The following is a 22,914-nucleotide window of genomic DNA, read 5'->3' on the forward strand; positions in this document are numbered from 1 at the left end:
CTCTTCTTACAGGCGCTTGAACTAGGAGGCCGACGACTAATGGGTCGCGCTCGAAGAAGGAACGCCGGAGGAGTTGCCGCGCGTGATAGTAATCCCCTATTAAGAGCGTTTCCGCTACGCCCAACTTCCCGTATTCAAAGTTGGCCAAGTCCAGCGCTCTGGATAAGAGGTTCGTTCCAGCCTTTGGCAGTGAGTTAAGAAATATCCGACCCATGATTCCAACTATTCGCCTTTATATGGTCTGGGTGCTACCGCGGGCAGTGGGAGCGGACAGCACCAGACTCCTAGTCGCTGCCGCGCGGCTATGAATAAGCACCCCTTCGTACCAGTGATTGAGATTATGGAGGCAACCGCTGCGCCGGCGGCGCCGAACTCCGGTATCAGCATTAAGTTGAGGCCAGCGTTCAAGGCAGCCCCAGACGCGGTGACGCCCAATACAATCGTTTCGGCGCCCGCCATCGTTAGAAGGCTCGCGACAGGACCAAAAAACGCATTAGCTAGATAGCCGATGATCAGTATCCCTAGGATCGGGTATGCCGGCGAGAACTCAGCGCCAAAAACGTAAGTGAGCGCCTGTGGTCCAGCGATCACGAGCACCAGCGCGACGGCCCCGGCGAAAAAAAACGCAACTTGCGATGTCCGCCGTATCGCAGCGGTCAGGCTTGCCTGATCTTGACTTGCGTGGTATCCGGCGAGATAGGGTAAGGAAAACATGTTCATTGTTTGCAGCCCAAGCGTCACCGTCGCGCTAACCATGCTCGCCAAGCGGTACAAACCTACCTGTGTCGATGTTGACATGACCCCAAGCATGACAATATCGACCGTGTTAGCAAGCACCAGCAGCCCGGAGATGGAACCTAGGGAAAACGCGGATTTTGACCACACTTTCTTTGAATTTCTGTTTCCGCACCGACTGAGAGTGTTCGGCACCATCATCCAAAGAAGAACAATACTTACTCCTAGAACGAAAAGCATGCTGCCAGCCTGTATTGCGAAAACGCTAAGGACGGATAACCGTTCCGGAGCAAGAACAGTCGCAACCAGTAACGCCAGCGCGAACGCCGTTGGGCGCATTGCATGCTCAGGCACTAGTCCAGTCAGATTATAGCCCCAGCCGCGAAGCATTGCGCCACGTAGATTCCCCAGCGCTAATAGTGGCACTAAAGACGCAGCGAACGCGGCCGCGAAGAAGTTCACCCGCGCAGCGTCGTCAATTAGTTGCAAGGAGCTAATCACTGCGGCTATTGCAAGGCAGGAAGTGACCGTAATGAACCTGTGCGCCCAATCCGTCAGGCCGGCAACGTGCTGCAGCGAGCCGCGAACTCGCGCTTGCGATATTTCTCTTATAACCAAGTCGGGAAGTCCAAATTGGGCCGGTATGCTCGCAATTGTAATAATTGCGAAAATGAAGGCGTACCGCCCGTAGTCGCTGGCGCCAAGCCCCCGTGTAAGCAGCACTGTCAGGCCCAGTGTCATCATGACACCGTAAATTCGAATGGCGAGCGCCACGAGGGCGCCACCGGTTATTGATGAAATTAGATTGGGCACCGCGGAGCCTCGTACGACTTGACCCTGGCAGCGCAATTAATCACTCCGTAGAGATTCCCGGCCGTGTGTTTGGAGTCCCTTTGACTTAGCTGTCGCTATTATCGACACGATCACTTAGTCGGGAGGCGCCATTGCCTTGGACAGGTCAGCGGGGTTTACAGGTAGGCCACCGTTCCCTCAGTTGGCCGATGACGGGAGGCTAGCTGTCAGTGCTCGGCGAAGGCGCCGTTGCGCATCTGCAGGTCGTTCACCGACAACGACAAGGTCTCCACCACCTCGCTCGAGCACAAGCACCGCCAGCCCACCGGCGCCCCCCTTCGCCCGGCTCTGCGCCGAGACGGGCATCGAGCACCGGCTCTCGCCGGTGCTACACCCGCAGACCAACGGGATAGTCAAGCGCTTCATCGGGCGCACTACCGAGGCCCTTGCCAGCCACCGGTTTGACTCCCGCACAGACCTGGAGGCCACGCCCAAGCGCGACTGCCACGTATACATTGAGCAGTCGCCACATCTCGCAGAAGGCGCTCAAGGTCTAGCAGCAAAGTCGTCCTTAGTTGTTCCTGCGCGAGGTGCGTAATCATCCGGGGCCGGACACCTAGCTGCTGCGCGCTACTCGTCAGCGGACACCGCTGAGATTGCGCTGGCGCTCTACTCAATGCCCCCGTCTCCAAATCCCTTCGAGGCAGCCACCTCCGCACGTAACTGTTCAATTTCGTTAACTAGCTCCGAGTACTCCTGTTCCTTGGCTCGAAGAAATCGCGTGGCCAGGCGCGCCTTCTCGGTGAGGCCGGCGGGCGTGAGCTTGTAAAGGTAGGCGCGCTTGTTGTCACTGCGGCGGAAGTTGCCGGCCTTCACCCAGCCCTTGCTCACCAGCGCCTGGACGCAGTAGTTAGTGCGCCCGAGGCTGACGCCGAGCTCGCGGGCGAGCTGGCGTTGGGTGAGATCGGGGTTTTTCTCCAGGGCGCGCAGGGCGGCCAGGGAGAGGGATTCTGGGAGGGGCATGGGTTGCTATTTGGAGTTGGGGTTCGCCGCGGCTTGCGCCTCCCACGGGGTGGGGGCTTGGCCTTCGGGCACGCTACCGCCGGGGTGACGGCCTTTCGGGCTCACCTTGGGCGTTCAGGTTTTGAACGCGGATTTGAGCATGGTGGGGTGTGGGGTTCAAGGCTGACCTGTGCAGGTTGTGCGGATGGCCACGGTTCTCGGGACTCGGCGCGGGGCGTGGCTATTCCCTCTCTCATCAGGGATTGGGCCGGGAGGCTGCGCCCAAGAGCTTGCATTCGGTGTCGGTTTTCGGGGAATTCGGCGCGGGGGCGCACCTGCTACGGGTTTGGCCCGGGCATCGTGGTGGAGTCGGGCGCCGGGGGCTATTGTGGATGGGTGGCTGCCGTGCCGGCGGCGTTTCGGGGGATGTTCGCGATGGCTTCACTGATCCGGCTTTCGACGTTCACGGTTCTCGTGGTGCTCTTCTGCACCGGGGCGGCGCTGGCCGAGGTGCGGACGGAGTCCGTGGAGTACGAGGTGGATGGGGAGCCCTTCGTCGGGTATCTCGCCTATGACGACGCCGTGGAGGGCGAGCGCCCCGGCGTGCTTGTGGTGCACGAGTGGTGGGGGCTGGACGACTACGCCCGCAGGCGTGCCGAGGAGCTGGCGGAGCTCGGGTATACGGCGTTTGCGCTCAACATGTACGGCAAGGGCAAGCTGGCGGAGCACCCGGAGGATGCGCAGGCCTTCATGCAGGCGACGCTCGGTGACCGGCGGGCGATGGAGGCGCGGTTTGCCGCAGGGCTGTCGATCCTCCAGGCGCATGCGACGACGGACCCGGAGCGCATCGCGGCGCAGGGCTACTGCTTCGGCGGCGCGGTGGTGCTGAACATGGCGCGCCTGGGGCTGGACCTGGATGGCGTGGTGAGCTTCCACGGCAGCCTGGGCAGCGATATCGAGGCGGAGCCGGGTTCGGTCGAGGCGAAGGTGCTGGCGTTCACCGGCGGTGCGGATCCGTTTGTGCCGGCGGAGCAGGTGGCGGGGTTCGTCGAGGAGATGCAGACCGCGCAGGCGGAGCTGCGGCTCGTGAGCTACCCCGGAGTGCAGCACTCGTTCACGGTGCCGGATGCCGACGAGACGGGCGCGAAGTTCGATCTGCCGATGGCGTATGACCGGCGGGCGGACCGGCACTCCTGGCGGACGACGGCGGCGTTCTATCGGGAGATCTTTACGGGGGATTGATGACCGAACACGTAGCCGCGCGTGCGTGTTGGCTTCGAATACGCGGAGGATTCGGCGCGGGGGCGCGCCTCCCACGGGCTTGGTTCGAGGGGCTACGGCATCGGGGCGGGTGAATCTGAGCTACGCCTGCGGGGGGTACGCCCGGACTAGGCGGGCGGGCCTCGGAGACACCCTCTAGACCGGCGAAGGGGCCCTCCTCGATGCCAGGGCGCTCCCGTCTTTAAGGTGCAGTCCTTGGCGAAATCCGTAAACGGCCGCGCTACCATTGGAGGCCTACCCGACACGGAAGCCGGAGGAAACGCGCCATGGGACTGCCTGTGAGAGACGATCAGCGCCATACCTATGCCGACTATCTGCGCTGGCCGGAAGACGAGCGCTACGAGCTGATTGATGGCATCGCCTATGCGATGGCGCCGGCACCTGGCCGCCGACACCAGGAGATCGTCGTCGAGATGCTCCGCCAAGTCGCCGACGCCCTTGAGGGCCACCCTTGCCGGGTATACGTAGCCCCCTTCGATGTGCGTCTGCCAAGGGGGCATGAGGCGGACGAGCGGATCGACACCGTGGTGCAGCCTGATCTAAGCGTAATTTGCGACGAAGCCAAGCTTGACGAGCGCGGCTGCCGAGGGGCGCCGGACTGGGTGATCGAGGTGATCTCACCGTCCACCGCCAGCCACGACCAAGTGAAAAAGCGCGACGTCTATGAGCGGGCCGGCGTGACCGAGCTGTGGCTGGTACACCCCGGGGACGGCATCGTTAGCGTCTACACGCTGCAGTCGGGTCAGTACGGAAAGCCTCGGATCCTGGAGCTTGCGGGCAACCTCGCGGCCACGGTATTGCCGGGGGTGGAAATCGACTGGGGTCGGGCTCTACGCTAAGCCGCGCTGCGCCTTCTCGCGGTCGGAGGCCGCTCCCACAGGGGAAAGAAGCCGCCGCTGGCCAGCTCAGGCCCGGGCGACGGCGGTCTCCGGAACCACAAGGCGCTGAGCCCGGCGCATGATCTCCAGCAGGAGGATGACGCGGTCCTCGCCGCTGCGGGCCTGGAAAACGCCCTCGAGGCCGGCGAAGGGGCCTTCCTCGATGCGCAGGCGCTCGCCTTGCCGGTACCCGGCCTCCAGCGGCGCGACGCAGCCGTCCTCGCCGGTGCGCTCGCGCAGCGTCTCCACCACGGGCTCGGGAACCACGGGCACCTGACTGCCCCAGCGCACCAGCCCGGCGACGCCGCGGGTGGAGCGGATGGGGGCCCAGTTCTCATGCACGTTGTCCAGGCGGATGAAGAGATAGCGCGGGAAGAGCGAGTCCACCAGCGCCACCATGCGCCCGCCCCGCCGGCGGCGGATGCGCTGCTTGGGCCGGAAGACCTCGTAGCCCTGGTTCTCCAGGTGCAGCTCGGCGCGGGCGTCCTCGCGCGGCTTGCAGTGGATCGCGTACCAGTGCTGCATATTCGCTCCTGCGGCGGCGGCCGCTGCGTTCAGAGGGTGAACGAAGGTGGCGCCTTTATAGTCAGGCGAAGCGGGCAAGGCAAGGGCATGGTTGGCGGACTTGCGTTGCGGATCAACCGGAAGCGGCGCGACGCTACCGTTCGCGCATGGCCGAGTCCGAGGTCGCGCCCCGATCCGTCGCCTCGGCCGGTGCCTCCCACAGTGGAGAGCATCCTCGAGGGGGTGCGGTGTACAGCGCTGGCCGCCACCGGTACGCTTTCCGCGACCCTTCTCCGGGACCCCAGCGGCAGGACGCTTCCATGAAAGTGCTCGTCACCGGCGCGGCCGGTTTCATCGGCTACCACACGGCGCAGAAGCTGCTCGCCCGCGGCGATGAGGTGGTCGGGCTCGACAACCTCAACGACTACTACGACGTCAACCTCAAGTACGCCCGGCTGGAGCGCCTCGAGGCGCAGGACAGCTTCCGGTTCGTGCGCATGGACGTGGCCGACCAGGACGGCATGGCGGCGGTCTTCCGCGAGGGCTTCGACCGGGTGATCCATCTCGCCGCGCAGGCCGGGGTGCGGTACTCGCTGGAGAACCCCCACGCCTATATCGACGCCAACGTCATGGGCTTCATGAACATCCTGGAGGGCTGCCGGCAGGCGGAGGTTGCCCACCTGGTCTATGCGTCGACGAGCTCGGTGTACGGCGCCAACACGAAGATGCCCTTCAGCGAGCACGAGCCGGCGGACCACCCGCTCGCCATCTACGGCGCCACCAAGCGCGCCAATGAGCTGATGGCGCACAGCTACGCCCATCTGTTCGCCCTGCCCTGCACCGGGCTCCGCTTTTTCACCGTGTACGGCCCCTGGGGCCGGCCGGACATGGCGCTGTTCAAGTTCACCAGGGCGATCCTCGAGGATCAGCCCATCGAGGTGTTCAACCACGGTCATCACCAGCGGGACTTCACCTTCGTCGAGGACATCGCCGAGGGCGTGGTCCGCGCCTGCGACCGCCCCGCCGAGCCGAACCCGGACTGGGACGGCGACGCCCCGGATGCCGCCACCAGCTATGCGCCCTGGCGGCTCTACAACATCGGCAACAACCGCCCGGTGCAGCTCATGCACTACATCGAGGTGCTGGAGCAGTGCCTCGGCAAGGAGGCGCGCAAGGAGATGCTGCCGCTGCAGCCCGGCGACGTGCCGGACACCTGGGCAAATGCCGACGATCTCGTTCAGGGCGTCGGCTACCGGCCGGAGACGCCGGTGGAGGAAGGCGTGCGGCGGTTCGTGGAGTGGTATCGGGAGTATTACGGGGTCTGAGGGCCGTTATCTCGGCCCGTGGTTCCCTGTGGGAGCCCCAAGTGGCGCCCTCGCCGCGAATCCCCCGCTGAGAGGTCCAAGGCTCGCCGGCTCGGCATCAATGCGCCCAGGTGGCGAGCGCGTAATGCTCGTGGATGCTGGCGTCCTTGGTGATCAGCGGCGCATCGGCGAGCCGGGCCTGGGCGACGATCAGCCGGTCGAACGGATCCCGTGTCCAGGACTCCTCCTCCGCCTGGCGCACCACGGCACTGAAGGGCAAGTTGCATAGACTCAGCCCCAAAGCGGCCCCAAGGGCATCGAGAACGGGCAGAGGCCGTTCCGCGACACGGCCGATTTCGAAGAGATACTGCAACTCCATCCGCACCATGGGCGAGATGCGGATGCCCTCGCTCGCCTCCAGGCGGAGGGCGACCGGTTCCGGTACGGCAGATCCACCGCGGGCATAGAGCCAGGCCACGACGTGGGTATCGAGATAGATCAGGGACGCCATTCGCCGGACCAGTCCATGTGCACCAGGGCCTCCGGATCGTCCTTCAGGTAATCCGGGTGCGCCTTCAAGGCGTCCAGCTTGCGACTGGCCTCCGGGACGATCTGCAACCGCCGTCCCCGCCGCTCGATTGTGACCGGCCGCCCGGTGGCAAGCACACGATCCAGCACGCGGTAGAGATTGGCCCGGAGGCGGGACGGGGTAAGGTGCTCAATCATGGACGGGCCTCCAGCATTCGTACGCTTGCTATGCTGAACGTACGTCTGATCGGGATTCTGCGCAAGATCCAGGCATCGTCCGACTATCCGCTGCACCTATCGCGACGCCTCGCGTATCGCTTCGACCGGCTCTCCCGCGGAGAAGGTAAATCCGGCCAGGGCCTGCGGCGGCGCGGCGCCCCAACCCGTTGGGTAGCAGCCGGCCCGGCAGTAGCGGTGAAAGGAGCTGTGCGGCCAGTCCGCGGGGCTGGCAACCAGACCGTGCCAGACCGGGTTGTAGTGCAGGTAGTCGACGTGCTGCCGGATGGCCTCGGCGCCCTCGAGCCACACGGCACCCAGCGGCCGGCCCCAGAAGCCGCGCACGTGGCTGTCCATGGCCGTGCGCCGGCGCACCGCGCGCCAGCGGGTGGCGTGGTCGGCGTCGCCCCGGGGCAGCGTCCAGATGGCGTGGAGGTGGTCCGGCAGGACCACCATGGCGACGATGCGGAACGGCCGCGCCGCCATCACCGCCCGCAGGGCCGTGCGCAGGCGCTGGACGCGGGCAGGGTCGGCGAAGTGCGGCCTGCCACCGCCGGTGACGAGCGTGAAGCAGTAGGTGCCGCCGTCCTGGCGTGCCTGGGGCATGGCGTCCGTGCCATCGGTTCGGGCGTCGCCGGAGTGTAGCCCATCTCCGGTGGGAGGCGCGCGCCTCCCACCGGAGATGGGCTACCTCCCCGATGCTACCGAGTCACGCCAGATGTCGATGCCGCCGTCGTGGCTGTGGCGGTCGATCTCGGCAAGCTCTTCGTCGGTGAACCGGGGGTTGTCCAGGGCGCGGATGCAGTCCTCGATCTGGCCGACCCGGCTCGCGCCGATAATGGTGGAGGTCATGCGCGGGTCGCGCAGGACCCAGGCGATGGCCATCTGGGCGAGGGTCTGGCCGCGGCGCCCGGCAATGGCATTGAGCGCCCGCACCGCGGCCAGGTTCTCCTCGCTGAGAAAGTCCTCCCGGAAGGCCTTGCTGTGGCGGGCGCGGGCATCTTCCGGCACGCCCGCCAGGTACTTGTCGGTCAGCAGGCCCTGGGCGAGCGGCGAGAAGCCGATGCAGCCGATGCCCTCGTCCTCGAGGGCATCCAGCAGGCCATCCGCCTCGATCCAGCGATTGAACAGATTGTAGTTCGGCTGGTGGATGAGGCAGGGCACGCCCATCTCGCGCAGAAAGGCGGCGATCTCCCGGGTCTTCGGCACCGAATACGAGGAGATGCCCACGTACAGCGCCTTGCCCTGCTGCACGGCGCTTGCCAGCGCGCCGGCGGTCTCCTCCAGCGGCGTGTCGGCGTCGAAGCGGTGGCTGTAGAAGATGTCGACGTAGTCGACGCCAAGCCGCCGCAGGGACTGGTCCAGGCTCGCCAGCAGGTACTTGCGGGAGCTGTTCATCCGCCCGTAGGGCCCCGGCCACATCACGTAGCCGGCCTTGGTGGAGAGGATGAGCTCATCCCGATGGCCGGCCAGATCCTCGCGCAGGATGCGGCCGACGTTCGCCTCGGCACTGCCCGGCGGGGGGCCGTAGTTGTTGGCGAGGTCGAAGTGCGTGATGCCGAGGTCGAAGGCGCGCAGCAGACGCTCGCGCTGATCCGCGAAGGCGGTGTTCTCGCCGAAGTTGTGCCACAGGCCGAGGGAGATGGCGGGCAGCACGAGGCCGCTGCGGCCACACCGGCGGTAGGGCATGCGCCCGTCGTAGCGCTCGGGGTCGGGAGTGTAGGGCATGGTTTGCCTGGCTGCCGGCGATGGTTCCCGCGATTCTAACCGAGGCTGATACCGGGGGATTCACGGCGGGGGCGCCGCTCCTACAGGCTTCGTTCGGGCACCGCGGCTGGTCAGGCCTGTGGGAGGCGCGCCCCCGCGCCGAATCGGGGGCTAAAGCCGTCCGTCCACGGCATCCGCGGGGAAGATGTATTTCACGTCGTAGAGCACGCCGTCGGGCTTGAGCAGGGCGCGAACGCCCTCCGGTCCGAGCTCGCGGAACTCGCGGTGGCCGACTGCAATGACGGCGGCGTCGTAGCTGCCGGGCTGTGGATCCGTCTCGAGCGCCAGGCCGTACTCATGGTGGGCCTCTTCGGGGTCCACGTTGGGGTCGTGCACGTCCACCCGGGCGCCGTACTCCTCGAACTCGGCGATGATGTCCACCACGCGGGTGTTGCGCAGGTCGGGGCAGTCTTCCTTGAAGGTCAGCCCCAGCACCAGGATGCGGGAGTCCGGCAGGGTGAGGCCGCGCTTGATCATGCGCTTGACCACCTGCGAGGCGACGTGCGCGCCCATGGCATCGTTCAGGCGCCGGCCGGCGAGGATCATCTCCGGATGGTGGCCCACGGCCTGGGCCTTGTGCGTGAGGTAGTAAGGGTCCACGCCAATGCAGTGGCCGCCCACGAGGCCGGGGCGGAACGGCAGGAAATTCCACTTGGTGCCGGCGGCCTGCAGCACCGCCTCGGTGTCGAGGCCGAGGCGGTCGAAGAGCACCGCCAGCTCGTTGACCAGCGCGATATTGACGTCGCGCTGGGTGTTCTCGATGACCTTGGCGGCCTCGGCCACCCGCAGGCTGGGCGCGCGGTGCGTGCCGGCGGTGATCACCGAGGCGTAGAGGGCGTCCACGTAGTCGCCCGTCTCGGCGGTGGAGCCGCTGGTGACCTTGACGATATCCGTCACCCGGTGGGCCTTGTCGCCGGGGTTGATGCGCTCGGGGCTGTAGCCCGCATGGAAGTCCGCGTTGAAGCGCAGACCCGAGACCTGCTCGATGATCGGGATGCAGACCTCTTCCGTCGCCCCGGGGTACACCGTGGACTCGTAGACCACCACGGAACCCGGCCGGATCGCCCGCCCGACGGTCTCGCTCGCCTTGCGCAGCGGCGTGAGGTCCGGCTGGCGGTGGGCGTCGATCGGCGTGGGGACCGTGACGATGAACACGTTGCAGTCCGCCAGCGCTGCGACGTCGTCGCTGAAGGTCAGCTGCTCCGCCGCGGCCAGCTCGTCCGCGGACACCTCGCGGGTGTGATCGCGCCCCTGCCGCAGCTCCGCTATGCGCCGGGCGTTGATGTCGAAACCGGTGACCGGGTAGCGCCCGGCGAAGGCCACGGCGAGCGGCAGCCCGACATAGCCGAGGCCGATGATGGCGATGCGGGTATTGGAGAGTTCGGGCAGCATCCGGTGCTCCTCAGTGCCTGGCCGTGCCACGCTCGCGCCGATGCTCGTTGGCGCGTGCGACGAATTCCCAAAAGAACGCAGCGAAGATGCCGAGCATACCGCCGAGCACAACGCCGAGGGCGAGGATGAGCCCGGCACTCGGCTCGGACCCGCGCGCCGTCACCGCGGGCTCGGTGACCAGCCTGGCCGGGCTGACGGCGGCCGTCTCCTGCTCCAGCTCGGCCAGCTCTCCCAGCACCTCGCGCCGCTCGCGACGCAGGTCCGAGAGCTCCTGCAGGATCAGGGCCTCGGCGTTCAGGGCGGCGATCCTGGCCGCCGGGCCGATGCCAACGGCCGACTGCGCTTCCCGCATACCGGCCATGCGCTCACGGAGCGCAGCGATGGTCTCCTCCATGGTCGCCGCATCCTCGGCCAACCGTTCGCGACGCTCCCGAGCCGGTGCGAGCAGCGCCTCGCGCTGGCGTTGCTGGTGGGCCAGCAGCGCATCGGCCACGTCGGCCAGCAGGGTCCGATGCGCGTCCAGACCGGCCGCCGGCGCCTCGACTGTCAGTTCGACCAACCGGGCCGGGGCAGAGCTGACTGATGCCGCGGGCGTAGCCAGCCCACCGTCCGCCTCACGCATGCGTTGCGGGATGAGCATACGGTTGAGCTCGTCAACCACGGTGGCCGCATCCGGCAACGGAGTCTGCTCGTCGCGCCCGACCTGGCCCAGCGCCACGACGGCGCGCAACGACACCGTATCCGGACGGCTCAAGGCGTAGAGTCCGCTCGCGAGCACCACGAGGACGAACACCCCGAGGACCACCCACTTGCGATCCATCAGCACGTCCCAGAGATCGAACAGGCTGATCTCGTCGTCAGCCAGCATCTCCTCGCGGCGCGCAGTCGATGGCGTGCCCCGCTGATCGTCTTCCGTCACGTGTTGCCCCCACGGCATCGGTATCTTCGTCATCGCGCCCTCGACCCGCCACACTCCGTTGGATCCGGCGTAGCCGAGACGGCGCTACAGTCCGCGCGCCGACTGTAGCGAAAGCGCGCGACGGCGGCGAGGGTGTATGCGGTTTTCCGGATCGGAATCGGGGATTCGCTCCGGGGGCGCCGCTCCTACCGGTGGGGTTGAGCACCACGGTTGGATGATGCCTGTGGGAGGCGCGCTCCGCGCCGAATCCCCTGCCGGGATGCGCGCGGCGGCAAGCAGCCGCCGACACTCAGCTCAGGGCGTGGGCTCCGTCGTCTCCACGCTGGCCTGCTCGTCGCTGCCCGCGGTGCCGGCGAGGCGGGCGGGCAGCCGGGTGGCGCTGCCGAGGGAAATCAGGTGGGCATAGATCCACCCGAGCTGCCCGGCACCGTGGAGCTCGCCGAGGGTGGCGTCGTCGACCCCCGCGAGTTTCGCCTCGTCGACGATGCGGAAGTCCTGCAGGCGGTAGCGGCGGCCCTCGCCGTCGGTGATCTGCAGGTCCTTTTTCACCAGCAGACCGAGCTCGGCGAGCCGGCGGCCGAACTCGGCGGTGCGCTCCATCTCGGCGCGGAAGCGCTCGCCGGTCTCTCGTCGAGCCTGGCCTTGGCGGCGGGCCTGCCGCGTCAGGCGCTGGCCGCCGCCTTCCAGCGCAGGTCCAGCTCCTTGGCGGCCCGGACGTCGTCGAGGCGGCGGACCGGGAGCGTGTAGGGGGCGCCCTTGACCGTGTCCGGGTGGTTCTTCGCCTCCTCGCGGATGGCGATCATGGCGTCGACGAAGCCGTCCAGGGCCTCCTTGGACTCGGTCTCGGTGGGCTCGATCAGAAAGGCCTCCGGGACCAGCAGCGGGAAGTAGGCCGTCGGCGCGTGGAAGCCGTAGTCCAGCAGGCGCTTGGCGAAGTCCATTGCACCGCAGCCGAGCTCCTTGGCCTCGCGCTTGAGGCTGACGATGAACTCGTGGCTCGCCCGACGCGCCGGATAGGCCACCTGAAAGCCCGCGGCACGCAGCCGGGTCATCAGGTAGTTGGCGTTGAGGGTGGCGAACTCGGCCACCCTCGGCATGCCCTCGCGCCCCAGCAGACGGGCGTAGACGTAGGCGCGCAGGAGCACCCCCATGTTGCCGCCGAAGGCCGAGAGCCGGCCCATGGTCTGGGGCAGGTCGCGCTCGTCGAGCCAGCGGTAGCGATCGCCCTCGCGCCCCACTACCGGGATCGGCCGGAAGGCCGCGAGCCGCGGGCCGACGCCGATGGCCCCCGCACCCGGCCCGCCGCCGCCATGGGGCGTGGAAAAGGTCTTGTGCAGGTTCATGTGGATGACGTCGAAGCCCATGTCCCCCGGGCGGGCCTTGCCGAGGATGGCGTTGAGGTTGGCGCCGTCGTAGTAGAGCAGGCCGCCGGCCTCGTGCACCAGCGTCGCCACCTCCTCGATGCGGCGCTCGAACACGCCAACCGTAGACGGGTTGGTGAGCATGATGCCGGCGGTCTGCGGGCCCAGCGCCCCCTTCAGCGCGGCCATGTCGATATCGCCGTCGGCGCCGGTGGCGATCTCGCGCACCTTGTAGCCGCACATCACGGCCGTTGCCGGATTGGTGCCGTGGGCGGCATCGGGGACGATGATCTCGGTGCGCTCATGGTCGCCGCGGGCCTCGTGATAGGCGCGGATCATCGCGACCCCGGCGAACTCGCCCTGGGCACCGGCCATGGGCGCGAGGGAGACCGCCTTCATGCCCGTGACCTCGGCGAGCATCTCCTGCAGCTCCCACAGACACGCGAGCATGCCCTGACCAAAGCCCTCCGGCGCCAGGGGATGGCGGTCCAGAAAGCCGGGCAGCATCGCCAGCGTGTTACAGGCCCGCGGGTTGTACTTCATCGTGCACGAACCGAGCGGGTAGAAGTGCGTGTCGATGGAGAAGTTCTTCTGCGAGAGCCGGGTGTAGTGGCGCACCGCCTGCAGCTCGGAGACCTCCGGCAGCGCGGCACGCTGGCGCCGCCGGTGGGCGGCGGGGATGTCGTCAAGCGCAGCCGCCTCGGCGGGGGCCTGTGCCACCGCGCGGCGGCCTTCGCGTCCGGCGTCGAAGATCAGCATGGTGTTCGGCCTCCTCTCAGGAGAGCGCGGCCAGCGCCGCGTCGTAATCCGGTTCCTGACGGATCTCGGGGACGAGCTGGGTGTAGGCGATGCGGTCCTGCTCGTCGATGACCACCACCGCCCGGGCGCACAGCCCGGCCATCGGCCCGTCCGTCATGAGCACGCCGTAGTCCTCGGCGAAGCGCTTGTCGCGCATCATCGACAGCGGCTCCAGATTGTCGATGCCCTCGGTCTCGCAGAAGCGCTTCTGGGCGAAGGGCAGATCGGCGGAGACCACCAGCACCACGGTGTTGTCGAGCGCCGCGGCGCGCTCGTTGAACCGCCGCGCCGACATCGCGCAGGTGGGCGTGTCCAGGCTCGGCAGGATGTTCAGCACCTTGCGCCGGCCAGCGAAGTCGGCGAGCCCCACATCGGAGAGGTCCCCGCGGGTCAGCCGAAAGTCCGGCGCCGGGCTGCCCACCTCGGGCAGATCACCGGAGAGATGGACGATATCGCCAAGCCGTGTGACGGCAGTCATTGAGGTCTCCTTGCGTTCCTGTATCCGGTCAAGCGCATCCGCGGCTTCCGCGGCTCTGCTCTATCCGCACTTCGGGATTAAACACAACGACACGACGGGCACAACGATTCACAACGATAGAAATTTCTTTTCGTTGTGTTCCGTTGTGCTCGTGGTGTCGTTGTGTTGATCAACCCGGTTTGCATGTTGGAATCCGTGTCGCACGCCGCCCGCGGCGCACGACCCATGTTTCTCCCCGTCACGCCCGCTGGGCGAGCTTGAGGGCGTCCGTGAGGGCGCGGGTGTAGGCCTGGACGTCCGCCTCGGTGCGCTTTTCGGTGGCGCAGACGAGGATGGCGTTGCCGAGCTCGGGGTAGTCCGCCGAGAGGTCCAGGCCGCCGAGCACACCGTCGGCAGCCAGGCGGTCCAGCACGGGTGCCGCCCTGGTGGGCAGCCGCAGTACCGCCTCGTGCAGGTAGGGGCCGTCGAACAGGGGCTCGACGCCGGGCACCGCACTGGCGGCGGCCACCAATGCCCGAGTGTTCGCGTGGCTCGCCGCGGCCACCCGCTCCAGGCCCTCGGCGCCCAGCAGCGCCAGGTGGATGGTGGCGGCGGTGACCATCAGGCCCTGGTTGGTGCAGATGTTGGAGGTGGCCTTGGAGCGGCGGATGTGCTGCTCCCGGGGCTGAAGCGTGAGCGTATAGCCCTCGCGGCCCTCCATATCCACGGTGCGCCCGACGATGCGCCCCGGCATCTGCCGGACGTGGCTCTGGCGGCAGGTCATGAAGCCGAAGTGCGGCCCCCCAGAGGACATGGGGATACCGAGAGGCTGGCCGTCGCCGCAGGCGACGTCGGCACCGGCCTCGCCCCAATCCCCCGGCGGCTGCAGCACCGCCATCGCGATCGGGTTCACCACCGCGATCAGCAGCGCGCCGCGGGCATGGGCCCAGTCGGTGAGCGCATCCACGTCCTCCAGCTGACCGAGGAAGTTCGGCTGCGGCACCACCAGGGCGGTGACGTCTTCCTCGTCCCAGGCGGCCAGCGCCTTGGGGTCGAGCCGGCCGGCCTTGCGGTCATAGTCGACGTCCACCAGCTCGATGCCCTGGTTGCGCACGATGGTCTCGGTGACCTGCCGGTAGCGCGGGTGCACCGTGCGCGGCAGCAGGACGCGCTTGGTCTTGGAGCGGCGGTTGGCGCGCACGGCCATGAGGATGGCCTCCGCGAGCGCCGAGGCGCCGTCGTAGAGCGAGGCGTTGGAGACGTCCATCGCCATCAGCCCCGCCATCATGCTCTGGTACTCGTAGACCAGCTGCAGGGTGCCCTGGGAAGCCTCGGCCTGATAGGGCGTATAGGCGCTGTAGTACTCGCCGCGGGTGGTCAGCTCCCAGACCGCCGCCGGGATGTGATGGTCGTAGGCGCCGGCGCCGAGGAAGCACACGGGCTGGTCGTCCCGGCGCGCGCGCTCGTGCATCACCCGGGTGATCTCCATCTCGCCCACCTGCGGCGGTACGCGCTCCAGAGCATGCCCCTGCAGCGACGCCGGGATCTCGTCGAACAGCGCCGCGACGTCGCCCACGCCAATGGTGGCGAGCATGTCGCGAACGTCCTGCTCGGTATGGGGGATGAAGGGCATGACATTACCTCCTGGGTGAAATCCGGCGCAGCTGGCGAGAGGAATTTGCGGCGAGGGCGCCGCTCCCACCGGCCGGCCTGAGCCCCTGCGGGCCGTCTTCGCCGCTGTCTATTCCTCGGCCTCGAGTACTTCCTGGTACCCGTCGGCATCCAGCAGCTCGTCGAGGGCGCCTTCGTCGCTCACCCGCAGGCGGAAGATCCAGCCCTCGCCGTAGGGGTCGCTATTGATCAGCTCGGGCTCGTCTGCGAGGCGTTCGTTGGCGCCAACCATCTCGCCGTCCAGCGGGGCGTAGATGTCCGACGCCGCCTTCACCGACTCCACCACCGCGCAGGCCGCCCCGGCCTCCAGCATGCCGCCGCCCTCGGGCAACTCCACGAACACCAGGTCGCCCAGCGAGCTCTGGGCATGGTCCGTGATGCCGACGGTGACAGTGCCGTCACCCTCGTCGCGCACCCACTCATGGGTACGGGTGTATCTCAGCTCTGACGGTACTTCGCTCATCGTCTCCCTCCCGCCGATTGGAGTCGGTGTCGTGTTACGGGTTCCGTCGCTGCCCCGCGCCCGCGTCGCTAACCCGCATGTCTCACCGGTTCGCGGCTCCGGGCGCGGATCGGTGAGACATGCGGGTTACCCGATCCGCGGCCTGCCGTGGCGCACGAAGGGCGGCCGCACGACCCGTGCCGGCAGCGCCCGCCCTCGGATGCTGACCTCGCAGCGCTCGCCAAAGCCCTGCGGCACCCGGGCAAGTCCGATGGACTGCCCCAAAGTGGGCGCGAAGCTGCCGCTGGTGAGCTCGCCCGCGTGTTCGCCGTCGCTCACCGTCTGGTGCGCCCGGAGCACGCCGCGGCCTTCCAGCACCAGGCCGACGAGCTTGCGCGCCACCCCGGCCTCGCGCTGGCGCTCCAGCGCGTCGCGGCCGATGAAATCCCGCTCCGCCGGCTCGAAGGCCACCGTCCAGCCGAGGTTGGATTCGAGCGGCGTTACCGTCTCGTCCATGTCCTGGCCGTAGAGGTTCAGCCCCGCCTCCAGGCGCAGCGTGTCCCGGGCGCCGAGGCCGCAGGGGGCGACGCCCGCCGACATAAGCGCATCCCAGAACGCGACCGCGTCATCCGCGGGCAGGATCACCTCGTAGCCGTCCTCGCCGGTATAGCCCGTGCGCGACACGAACCAGCCCCCGCCTTCCGCGGCGGTGAAGGGCCTGAGCGCCGCCGCCGGCTCCGCCACGGCCATCGGCAGCGCGGGCCCGGCGCGCTCCCGCGCCTCCGGGCCCTGCACCGCGATCATCGCCAGGTCGTCCCGGTAGCGCACGCTCACGCCGAAGGCCTCGGCATGCCGCCGCATCCAGGCGAGGTCCTTCTCCCGGGTGGCGGCATTGACCACGGTCCGGTAGCGCTGCGGATCGCGCCGGTAGACGATGAGGTCATCCAGCACCCCACCCTGCTCGTTCAGCAGGCAGGTATAGAGCGCGCGGCCATCGGCCTCCAGGCGGCCGACGTCGTTGGCGAGCAGGTAGCGCAGGCAGTCGGTGGCGCGCTCGCCCTCGATGTCCACCACGCCCATGTGCGAGACATCGAACGCCCCCGCGGCGCGGCGCACGGCGTGGTGCTCCTCGATCTGCGAGCGGTACTGGATCGGCATCTCCCAGCCGGCGAAGTCCACCAGCCGGGCACCCGCCTCGCGATGGCGCCCATGGAGCGCTGTCCGGTGACCCATAGCGATACTGCCCTGCCTCCAAGTCGCGGCGGCCCGCGGCCAGGGCGCCGTACTATACCGACCCCCCGTGGTCCGACCAACCGCCGCCCTGCCCGCAAGCATAGCGAACCTGGCCCGTTCTGGCTGCCTGGCCAAAGCGGCTGCGGGACTGAAGGCGGGGATTCAACACAACGACACAACGGGCACAACGGGCACAACGGCGAGAGAATCAAGATATAGAGGTCGACGGAAGCGCTGATCAACTCCCGCGGGCATTCCTCGGTATGTCGGGGCCGAACGGAATTCCTTCTTCACGTGGTGTTCCGTTGTGCCCGTTGTGTCGTTGTGTTCAACCCTCCGGTCCTGGCGGGCTCGCGGCGGCGGCAGTCGCAACCCCCTCCTTCGCGCCCTTTGCGCCTTCGCGACCCTCTACTCACTCAAGCAGGCGGGGTCAGCCCAGCGCCCGGCCCATGGCGAGGCGCATGAAGGCGTGCTTGAGCGGGGGGAGGCGGTCGGTGAGGTTGAAGCCGAGGCTGCGCAGGGCCACGAGCGGGGCCTCGCCGCGGGTGAAGGCCTGGTGGAAGGCCTCCATGGCGGCCTGGACGGCGAGGTTGTCGCCGCGGCGGGCGCGCTCGAAGCGGCGCAGCACGGCGGTACCGCCCGGGTCGCGCCCGCGCTCGCGGGCGGCGGCGACCTCGGCGGCCAGCGTCTCGGCGTCGCGGAAGCCGAGGTTGGCGCCCTGCCCGGCCAGCGGGTGGATGACGTGGGCGGCATCGCCCACCAGCGCCACGCGCTCGGCGATGTAGCGCCGGGCGTGCAGGCGATGGAGCGGGAAGGCGCCGCGCGGGCCGCTGCCGGTGACGCCGCCCACCAGGCTGCCGGCCGCCTCGTTCAGCACCTCGACGAACGCCGCGTCCTCGAGCCGGAGGATCGCCTCGGCCTCGGACTCCGGCAGGGACCAGACGATGGAGCAACGCCCGTCCGCCAGCGGCAGGAACGCCACCGGCCCGCCGGCCAGGAAGCGCTGGCGCGCCGTCTCGCCATGGGGCTCGCCGGTCTCCACGGCAGCGACGATGGCACGCTGGCCGTAGCCGCGGTGGTCCACCGCGATCCCGGCCTGCTCGCGAATGGCCGAGCCGGCGCCATCCGCCCCCACCAGCAGGCCGGTCTGCAGCTGCCGCCCCTCGCCGAGATCCAGGATCAGCGCCGACTCCTCCTCGGCCCAGCCCTGCACGGCACCCGGAACGCTGAAGTGCACCCCCGCCTCGCGGCAGGCGCGGGCCAGCATCGCGCGGACCAGATCGTTCTCGACGATGTGGCCGAGATGCGGCTCGCCCACCTCGGCGGCGTCGAAGTGGACGCGGCCGCCGCCGGCGGCGTCCTCGGCCGTGATGGCGCGGAACGGGCTCACCCGCGCTGCGGCCATGGCGGCCCAGACGCCGTCGGCGTCCAGCAGGGCCTCGGTGTGCCGATTGAGCGCGGACACCCGCTGGCGATACTCGCCGCCGCGTCCGCGCCAGACCGGCGGCCGCTCGGCATCGAGCACGCTGACCGACAGCCCCGCGCGGGCCAGGCGCAGGGCGGCGAACAGTCCCACCATGCCGGCGCCCTGGATGGCGACGTCAGTGCGCTGGCGGCTCATGGCGCCTCCCGGGCGAGCGGCAGGCCGCGGGAGAGCCGCGGCAGGCGCCCGGCGCGGCCGGTGGCCTGCTGCAGCAGGAAGCGGCGCGCCGGTGGCACCAGGTCGAGGGCGGTGAGGCCGACGTTGCGCAGCAGCGCGAGCGGCGGCCAGCGATTGGAGAACAGCCGCACGAGCCCGTCGGTGAAGACGAAGGTGCGCCGGTAGTCGCCCCGGCGCTCGCGCTCGAAGCGGGCCAGCCGCTCCGCATCGCCCGGATCCCCGGGCTCGGCGATGAGCTCGGCCAGCGCCGCGACATCGCGCAGCGCGAGGTTCAGCCCCTGTCCGGCCACCGGGTGCAGGGCGTGGGCGGCGTTGCCGATGATGGCGGCGCGCTCGGCGCTGAAGCGCTCGGCAATCACCGCCGTGAGCGGATAGCAGTGGCGCTCGCCTACTGCCTGCAGCCTGCCCAGCCGCCAGCCGAAGGCCTGCTGCAGGCGTGCCAGGAACTCCGGTTCGGGCAGCGCGGCAACCGCATCGGCCTGCTCTCCCGGCAGCGTCCAGACCAGCGAGGCAGCGTCGTCGGCGAGGGGCAGCACCGCCAGCGGCCCGTCCGGGGTGAAGCGCTCGAAGGCGCGTCCGCGCAGCGGATATTCGGTGCGCAGATTGGCGATGATGGCAGTCTGGCCATAGGGGCGCTCGCGCAGGCCGACGCCGATGGCCTCCCGGGTTGCTGAGCGCATGCCGTCGGCTACCACCAGCAGCGGCGCGCTCATCGTTGCCGGCGCCCCCTCCCCGCTCAGGCTGACCTCCACCCGGTCACGCAGTCGCCGGACGCCGGCGACCTCCGCCGGGCAGTAGAGGCTGACATGCTCCGCCTCGGCCAGGGCGGGGCCAAGCACCGCGCCGAGGGCCCGGTTCGGCACCACATGCCCCAGCGCCGGCAGCCCCTCGGCGGCCGCCGTCAGCCGCGTAAAGCCGAAGCCGCCGCGGTCGGAGACGTGGATCTCGGTGATGGGGCCGGCCTCGTCCTGGAGCGCCTCCCACAGGCCCAGGGCCTCGAGGAAGCGGCGCGAGGTGGGCGCAAGCGCGGTCTGGCGGTCATCGAAGCTTGGCTGGGCCTCGGCGCTCGGCGCCAGCGGCTCGACCACCGCCACCCGACGCCCGGTCCCGCCCAGGGCGAGCGCGAGGCTCGCGCCGACCAGCCCGCCGCCGGCGATGATGACGTCGGCGTCGCTCATCGTGCCATCGCCGCCTCAATGGCCTCGATGGACTTCGGCACGGCATCGGTGAGGTTCTCGTGGCCGTCCCGGGTGACGATGACGTTGTCCTCGATGCGCACGCCGATGCCCTGGAAGCGCTCGTCCACACCCTCGCTGCCGGGGGGCACATAGAGGCCCGGCTCCACCGTCAGCGCCATGCCGGGCTCGAGCTCGCGCCAGTGGCCGTCGACCTTGTAGTCGCCAACGTCGTGCACATCCATGCCCAGCCAGTGGCCGGTGCGGTGCATGAAGAACCGCCGGTAGTCGCCGGTCTCGATCAGCCCGTCCACCTCGCCGGCGAGCAGCCCGAGATCCACCATGCCCTGAACCAGCACCTGGGTTGCCGCCTCGTGGGGCGCGTTCCAGTGCTCCCCGGGGCGCACCCGGGCGAGCGCCTCGTGCTGGGCGGCCAGCACCACTTCGTAGACGGCGCGCTGCGCGGCGCTGAAGCGCCCACCCACCGGCAGCGTGCGGGTGATGTCGGCCGCGTAGGCGCCGAGCTCGGCGCCGGCGTCGATCAGCACCAGATCGCCGTCGCGCAGGGTGCCCCGGTTGTCGATGTAGTGGAGCACGCAGGCGTTGGCGCCGCCGCCGACGATGGTGGGATAGGCCGGCCAGCCGTCGTGCCGGCGGAAGTCGTAGAGCAGCTCCGCCTCCACCTCGTACTCGCGCAGACCCGGGCGCAGGACCTCGAGCAGGCGCTGGTGCGCAGCCACCGACACCCGCGCCGCCTCGCGCATCGCCTCGATCTCGGCACGGGACTTGATCAGCCGCATCTCGTGCAGCAGGTGCTCGAGGGAGACGTATTCCATCGGCGCGCGCACGCCGGCCCGGCTCTGCGCCCGCAGCTGGTTCACCCAGCCGATGAGGCGGTGGTCGAAGTCCGCATCCGCGCCCATGGTGCAGTACACCTTGGCGCGCCCCTCCATGAGGCCGGGGAGGATCTCGTCCATGTCATCGATGGGAAAGGCGTCGTCGGCGCCGTACTCGGCGACGGCCGCGTCCTGACCGATGATGCGTCCGTCCCACGTCTCCCGGGCCGGGTCGCGCTCGCGGCAGAACAGCAGGTACTCGCCCTGGGGCCGCCCGGGCGCCAGCACCGCCACCGCATCCGGCTCGCCGAAACCGGTGAGGTAGAGGAAGTCGCTGTCCTGGCGGTAGGGATGGAAGACATCACGGTTGCGGCGGCGCTCCGGCGCCGAGGGCAGCACGACGATGCCGTCCTCCCCCACCAGCTGCCTTAGCTCCTGCCGCCGCCGCGCGTGCTCGCCTGGCTCCATGCTGCCTCCGTGGTATGACCTCGCCTGGCTACTCATCGCTTTGCGGCTGCGGGCACGGACTGGCTGCCGTCCGGGCCCTGCTTCGCTGTCTTTTCGCACACTCCCCGCAACGGTAGGAGTACGGCAGCGCGGTGGGAATTCCCCTGCGCCTGACTCGCCCCCCATTGCCCGCGGGGTAACCCGCACCTCCGCGCCGGGGCCCCACGCCGGCACTCAGTGCAGCCGGTCCCTGGGGCCGCTCTCTCCGTTCGCGGCCGGGGTTGCGGTGTTCTCGCGCACCAGCAGCGTCGCCACGCGCAGATATTCGACCAGCTCCGTGTAGGCCTGTTCACTGTCCTCGTCGGCGCCGGCGTCCGGGTCGATGCGGGCGATCTGGCCGAGGTCATTGACCACCTCGGCGGCCTCCTTCGGCAGGTGCTCGCGCTCGCTGCCGGCGACGCCGAGCCCGAACAGGAACCCCTCGCACCACTCGCCGAGGGCACGGGCGCGCGTCTCCAGCGGCTCGTCGTCCGCCGGCAACAGCGGCTGGAACTCCAGCGCCTCGTTCTCCAGTGCGGCGCGGGTCTGCTCGTAGACCTCGGTGAGCGCCGCCAGGCAGCCACGGGCCGCGTCCCCATGGGCGCTGGCGCCGGCGAGCACATGGGCGATCCAGCGTGCGGCTTCGGGTTCCTGCGGGCCGCAGAACATGCCGCAGAGCAGACCGTGGGCCTCGGCCGCGCCGGTTTCACCGCCCACCGCCGTCAGGGCATCGTCGAGTTCATGGAAGCGCTGGCCGTCGCTCATCGGCTGTGCTCGCGAAGGTCGCTGCTTAGCCTCGCAGGGTAACACCGGCGGGCACCCCGGCGCCGCCGTGAAGCGGCCCCCGCCGCGGTTTTCGTTGACCGCGACACCCCGCCGCCCTATAGTCGAAGCTCTGGCCAGAGGGTGGTCCAAGTGGCTGATTCCGTTAATGAACAGATTGTCCAGCTGGAGCAGCGCGTGGAGCGGCTGATACGGCTCTGCGAACAGCTCCGGGACGAGAACCGCGTCCTGCGGGAGTCGCAGGAGGCGATCAATGCCGAGCGGGCCGCCCTGCTGGAGAAGAACGAGACCGCACGCTCGCGGATCGAGGCCATGATCAGCCGGCTGAAGGCCATGGAGCACCACTGATGTCCGAGCCGGTGAAGGTCAACATCCTCGATCGCGAGTTCCTGGTCGCCTGCCCGCCCGAGGAGCGCGCGGCGCTGCTGGAGTCGGCGCAGATCCTCTCCGAGCGCATGCGCGAGATCCGCGACAGCGGCAAGATCGTCGGCATGGACCGCATCGCCGTGATGGCAGCGCTCAACCTCACCCACGAGATGCTCCAGGCCCGGCGCGAGGCCGAGGGCAGCGAGCGCGTGCGCGAACGCCTCGCCGGCCTGGATCAGCGGGTATCGGAGTACCTGGACGCCGTGGAGATCCCCGCCGAGCTGCGCCGTCGCTGAACAAACCAGTCGTCTCTGAAGTATCGTCAGGT

Annotated in this window: 24 protein-coding genes; 5 read left to right on the forward strand and 19 right to left on the reverse strand. The window is 68.8% G+C overall.

The window, feature by feature from the left end; genetic code table 11:
* Nucleotides 1–222: 222 nt before the first annotated feature.
* Nucleotides 223–1,509 carry an oligosaccharide flippase family protein gene (locus LMH63_RS16235; protein WP_109678700.1) on the reverse strand — a complete coding sequence of 429 codons (1,287 nt, stop codon included), beginning with the start codon at nucleotides 1,507–1,509 and terminating at the stop codon, nucleotides 223–225.
* Between the two features lie 687 nt (nucleotides 1,510–2,196).
* Nucleotides 2,197–2,550: a MarR family EPS-associated transcriptional regulator gene (locus LMH63_RS16240; RefSeq protein WP_109678701.1), complete on the reverse strand. Its 354-nt coding sequence runs from the start codon at nucleotides 2,548–2,550 to the stop codon at nucleotides 2,197–2,199.
* A gap of 414 nt (nucleotides 2,551–2,964) precedes the next feature.
* On the opposite strand from LMH63_RS16240, the gene LMH63_RS16245 reads away from it, so the two are divergent.
* Both LMH63_RS16245 and LMH63_RS16250 read left to right on the forward strand, forming a co-directional pair.
* Nucleotides 2,965–3,771: a dienelactone hydrolase family protein gene (locus LMH63_RS16245; RefSeq protein ID WP_109678756.1), complete on the forward strand. Its 807-nt coding sequence runs from the start codon at nucleotides 2,965–2,967 to the stop codon at nucleotides 3,769–3,771.
* Nucleotides 3,772–4,076: 305 nt separating this feature from the next.
* Complete coding sequence (locus tag LMH63_RS16250; RefSeq protein ID WP_109678702.1) at nucleotides 4,077–4,649, forward strand: Uma2 family endonuclease; 573 nt, start codon at nucleotides 4,077–4,079, stop codon at nucleotides 4,647–4,649.
* Between the two features lie 66 nt (nucleotides 4,650–4,715).
* On the opposite strand, the gene rfaH is transcribed toward LMH63_RS16250, so the two are convergent.
* Nucleotides 4,716–5,213, reverse strand: coding sequence for a transcription/translation regulatory transformer protein RfaH (gene rfaH, locus LMH63_RS16255; RefSeq protein WP_109678703.1), 498 nt, complete (start codon nucleotides 5,211–5,213; stop codon nucleotides 4,716–4,718).
* 299 nt (nucleotides 5,214–5,512) lie between these two features.
* Between rfaH and LMH63_RS16260 the strand changes: the two genes are divergently transcribed.
* Nucleotides 5,513–6,517, forward strand: a complete 1,005-nt coding sequence (locus LMH63_RS16260) for an NAD-dependent epimerase (protein WP_109678704.1) — start codon at nucleotides 5,513–5,515, stop codon at nucleotides 6,515–6,517.
* Nucleotides 6,518–6,614: 97 nt separating this feature from the next.
* On the opposite strand, the gene LMH63_RS16265 is transcribed toward LMH63_RS16260, so the two are convergent.
* The 16 genes from LMH63_RS16265 to LMH63_RS16340 form a co-directional block, all read right to left on the reverse strand.
* On the reverse strand, nucleotides 6,615–7,007 hold the full coding sequence (locus LMH63_RS16265) for a type II toxin-antitoxin system VapC family toxin (protein ID WP_109678705.1): 393 nt from the start codon (nucleotides 7,005–7,007) through the stop codon (nucleotides 6,615–6,617).
* The gene (locus tag LMH63_RS16270; protein ID WP_109678706.1) at nucleotides 6,995–7,222 is read right to left on the reverse strand and encodes a type II toxin-antitoxin system Phd/YefM family antitoxin; all 228 of its coding nucleotides are present in this window, start codon (nucleotides 7,220–7,222) and stop codon (nucleotides 6,995–6,997) included. Before LMH63_RS16270 ends, LMH63_RS16265 begins: the two co-directional genes overlap by 13 nt.
* A gap of 96 nt (nucleotides 7,223–7,318) precedes the next feature.
* The gene (locus tag LMH63_RS16275; protein ID WP_199225660.1) at nucleotides 7,319–7,846 is read right to left on the reverse strand and encodes an REP-associated tyrosine transposase; all 528 of its coding nucleotides are present in this window, start codon (nucleotides 7,844–7,846) and stop codon (nucleotides 7,319–7,321) included.
* An 81-nt stretch (nucleotides 7,847–7,927) separates the two neighbouring features.
* Nucleotides 7,928–8,968 (reverse strand): L-glyceraldehyde 3-phosphate reductase, encoded by a 1,041-nt coding sequence (gene mgrA, locus LMH63_RS16280; protein WP_109678707.1) that lies wholly within the window; start codon nucleotides 8,966–8,968, stop codon nucleotides 7,928–7,930.
* 150 nt (nucleotides 8,969–9,118) lie between these two features.
* Nucleotides 9,119–10,399 (reverse strand): nucleotide sugar dehydrogenase, encoded by a 1,281-nt coding sequence (locus LMH63_RS16285; RefSeq protein WP_109678708.1) that lies wholly within the window; start codon nucleotides 10,397–10,399, stop codon nucleotides 9,119–9,121.
* 10 nt (nucleotides 10,400–10,409) lie between these two features.
* Nucleotides 10,410–11,372: a Wzz/FepE/Etk N-terminal domain-containing protein gene (locus LMH63_RS16290; RefSeq protein ID WP_146205214.1), complete on the reverse strand. Its 963-nt coding sequence runs from the start codon at nucleotides 11,370–11,372 to the stop codon at nucleotides 10,410–10,412.
* 240 nt (nucleotides 11,373–11,612) lie between these two features.
* Entirely contained in the window at nucleotides 11,613–11,918 is a 306-nt protein-coding gene (locus LMH63_RS16295) for a SapC family protein (RefSeq protein WP_109678710.1), read from the reverse strand.
* Between the two features lie 62 nt (nucleotides 11,919–11,980).
* On the reverse strand, nucleotides 11,981–13,438 hold the full coding sequence (gcvPB, locus tag LMH63_RS16300; protein ID WP_109678711.1) for an aminomethyl-transferring glycine dehydrogenase subunit GcvPB: 1,458 nt from the start codon (nucleotides 13,436–13,438) through the stop codon (nucleotides 11,981–11,983).
* A gap of 16 nt (nucleotides 13,439–13,454) precedes the next feature.
* Nucleotides 13,455–13,955, reverse strand: coding sequence for a thiol peroxidase (gene tpx, locus LMH63_RS16305; RefSeq protein WP_109678712.1), 501 nt, complete (start codon nucleotides 13,953–13,955; stop codon nucleotides 13,455–13,457).
* A gap of 238 nt (nucleotides 13,956–14,193) precedes the next feature.
* A complete protein-coding gene (gene gcvPA, locus LMH63_RS16310) occupies nucleotides 14,194–15,567 on the reverse strand; it encodes an aminomethyl-transferring glycine dehydrogenase subunit GcvPA (RefSeq protein ID WP_109678713.1) in 1,374 nt (457 codons plus the stop codon).
* A gap of 108 nt (nucleotides 15,568–15,675) precedes the next feature.
* Nucleotides 15,676–16,068 carry a glycine cleavage system protein GcvH gene (gene gcvH, locus LMH63_RS16315; protein WP_109678714.1) on the reverse strand — a complete coding sequence of 131 codons (393 nt, stop codon included), beginning with the start codon at nucleotides 16,066–16,068 and terminating at the stop codon, nucleotides 15,676–15,678.
* 126 nt (nucleotides 16,069–16,194) lie between these two features.
* On the reverse strand, nucleotides 16,195–17,280 hold the full coding sequence (gene gcvT, locus LMH63_RS16320; RefSeq protein ID WP_109678715.1) for a glycine cleavage system aminomethyltransferase GcvT: 1,086 nt from the start codon (nucleotides 17,278–17,280) through the stop codon (nucleotides 16,195–16,197).
* A gap of 430 nt (nucleotides 17,281–17,710) precedes the next feature.
* Nucleotides 17,711–18,901 carry a UbiH/UbiF/VisC/COQ6 family ubiquinone biosynthesis hydroxylase gene (locus LMH63_RS16325; protein ID WP_109678716.1) on the reverse strand — a complete coding sequence of 397 codons (1,191 nt, stop codon included), beginning with the start codon at nucleotides 18,899–18,901 and terminating at the stop codon, nucleotides 17,711–17,713.
* Nucleotides 18,898–20,118, reverse strand: a complete 1,221-nt coding sequence (ubiH, locus tag LMH63_RS16330) for a 2-octaprenyl-6-methoxyphenyl hydroxylase (RefSeq protein WP_109678717.1) — start codon at nucleotides 20,116–20,118, stop codon at nucleotides 18,898–18,900. Before ubiH ends, LMH63_RS16325 begins: the two co-directional genes overlap by 4 nt.
* Entirely contained in the window at nucleotides 20,115–21,419 is a 1,305-nt protein-coding gene (locus tag LMH63_RS16335; protein ID WP_109678718.1) for an aminopeptidase P N-terminal domain-containing protein, read from the reverse strand. The genes ubiH and LMH63_RS16335 overlap by 4 nt, the downstream gene beginning before the upstream one ends.
* A gap of 213 nt (nucleotides 21,420–21,632) precedes the next feature.
* Nucleotides 21,633–22,202: a UPF0149 family protein gene (locus LMH63_RS16340; protein WP_109678719.1), complete on the reverse strand. Its 570-nt coding sequence runs from the start codon at nucleotides 22,200–22,202 to the stop codon at nucleotides 21,633–21,635.
* Between the two features lie 150 nt (nucleotides 22,203–22,352).
* Between LMH63_RS16340 and LMH63_RS16345 the strand changes: the two genes are divergently transcribed.
* Together LMH63_RS16345 and LMH63_RS16350 are read left to right on the forward strand one after the other, a co-directional pair.
* Nucleotides 22,353–22,568, forward strand: coding sequence for a TIGR02449 family protein (locus LMH63_RS16345; RefSeq protein WP_109678720.1), 216 nt, complete (start codon nucleotides 22,353–22,355; stop codon nucleotides 22,566–22,568).
* On the forward strand, nucleotides 22,568–22,882 hold the full coding sequence (locus LMH63_RS16350; RefSeq protein ID WP_109678721.1) for a cell division protein ZapA: 315 nt from the start codon (nucleotides 22,568–22,570) through the stop codon (nucleotides 22,880–22,882). Before LMH63_RS16345 ends, LMH63_RS16350 begins: the two co-directional genes overlap by 1 nt.
* Nucleotides 22,883–22,914: the final 32 nt, after the last annotated feature.

Origin of the sequence: Spiribacter halobius (assembly GCF_020883455.1) — a bacterium.
In the GTDB taxonomy this organism is placed as follows: Bacteria; Pseudomonadota; Gammaproteobacteria; order Nitrococcales; family Nitrococcaceae; genus Sediminicurvatus; species Sediminicurvatus halobius.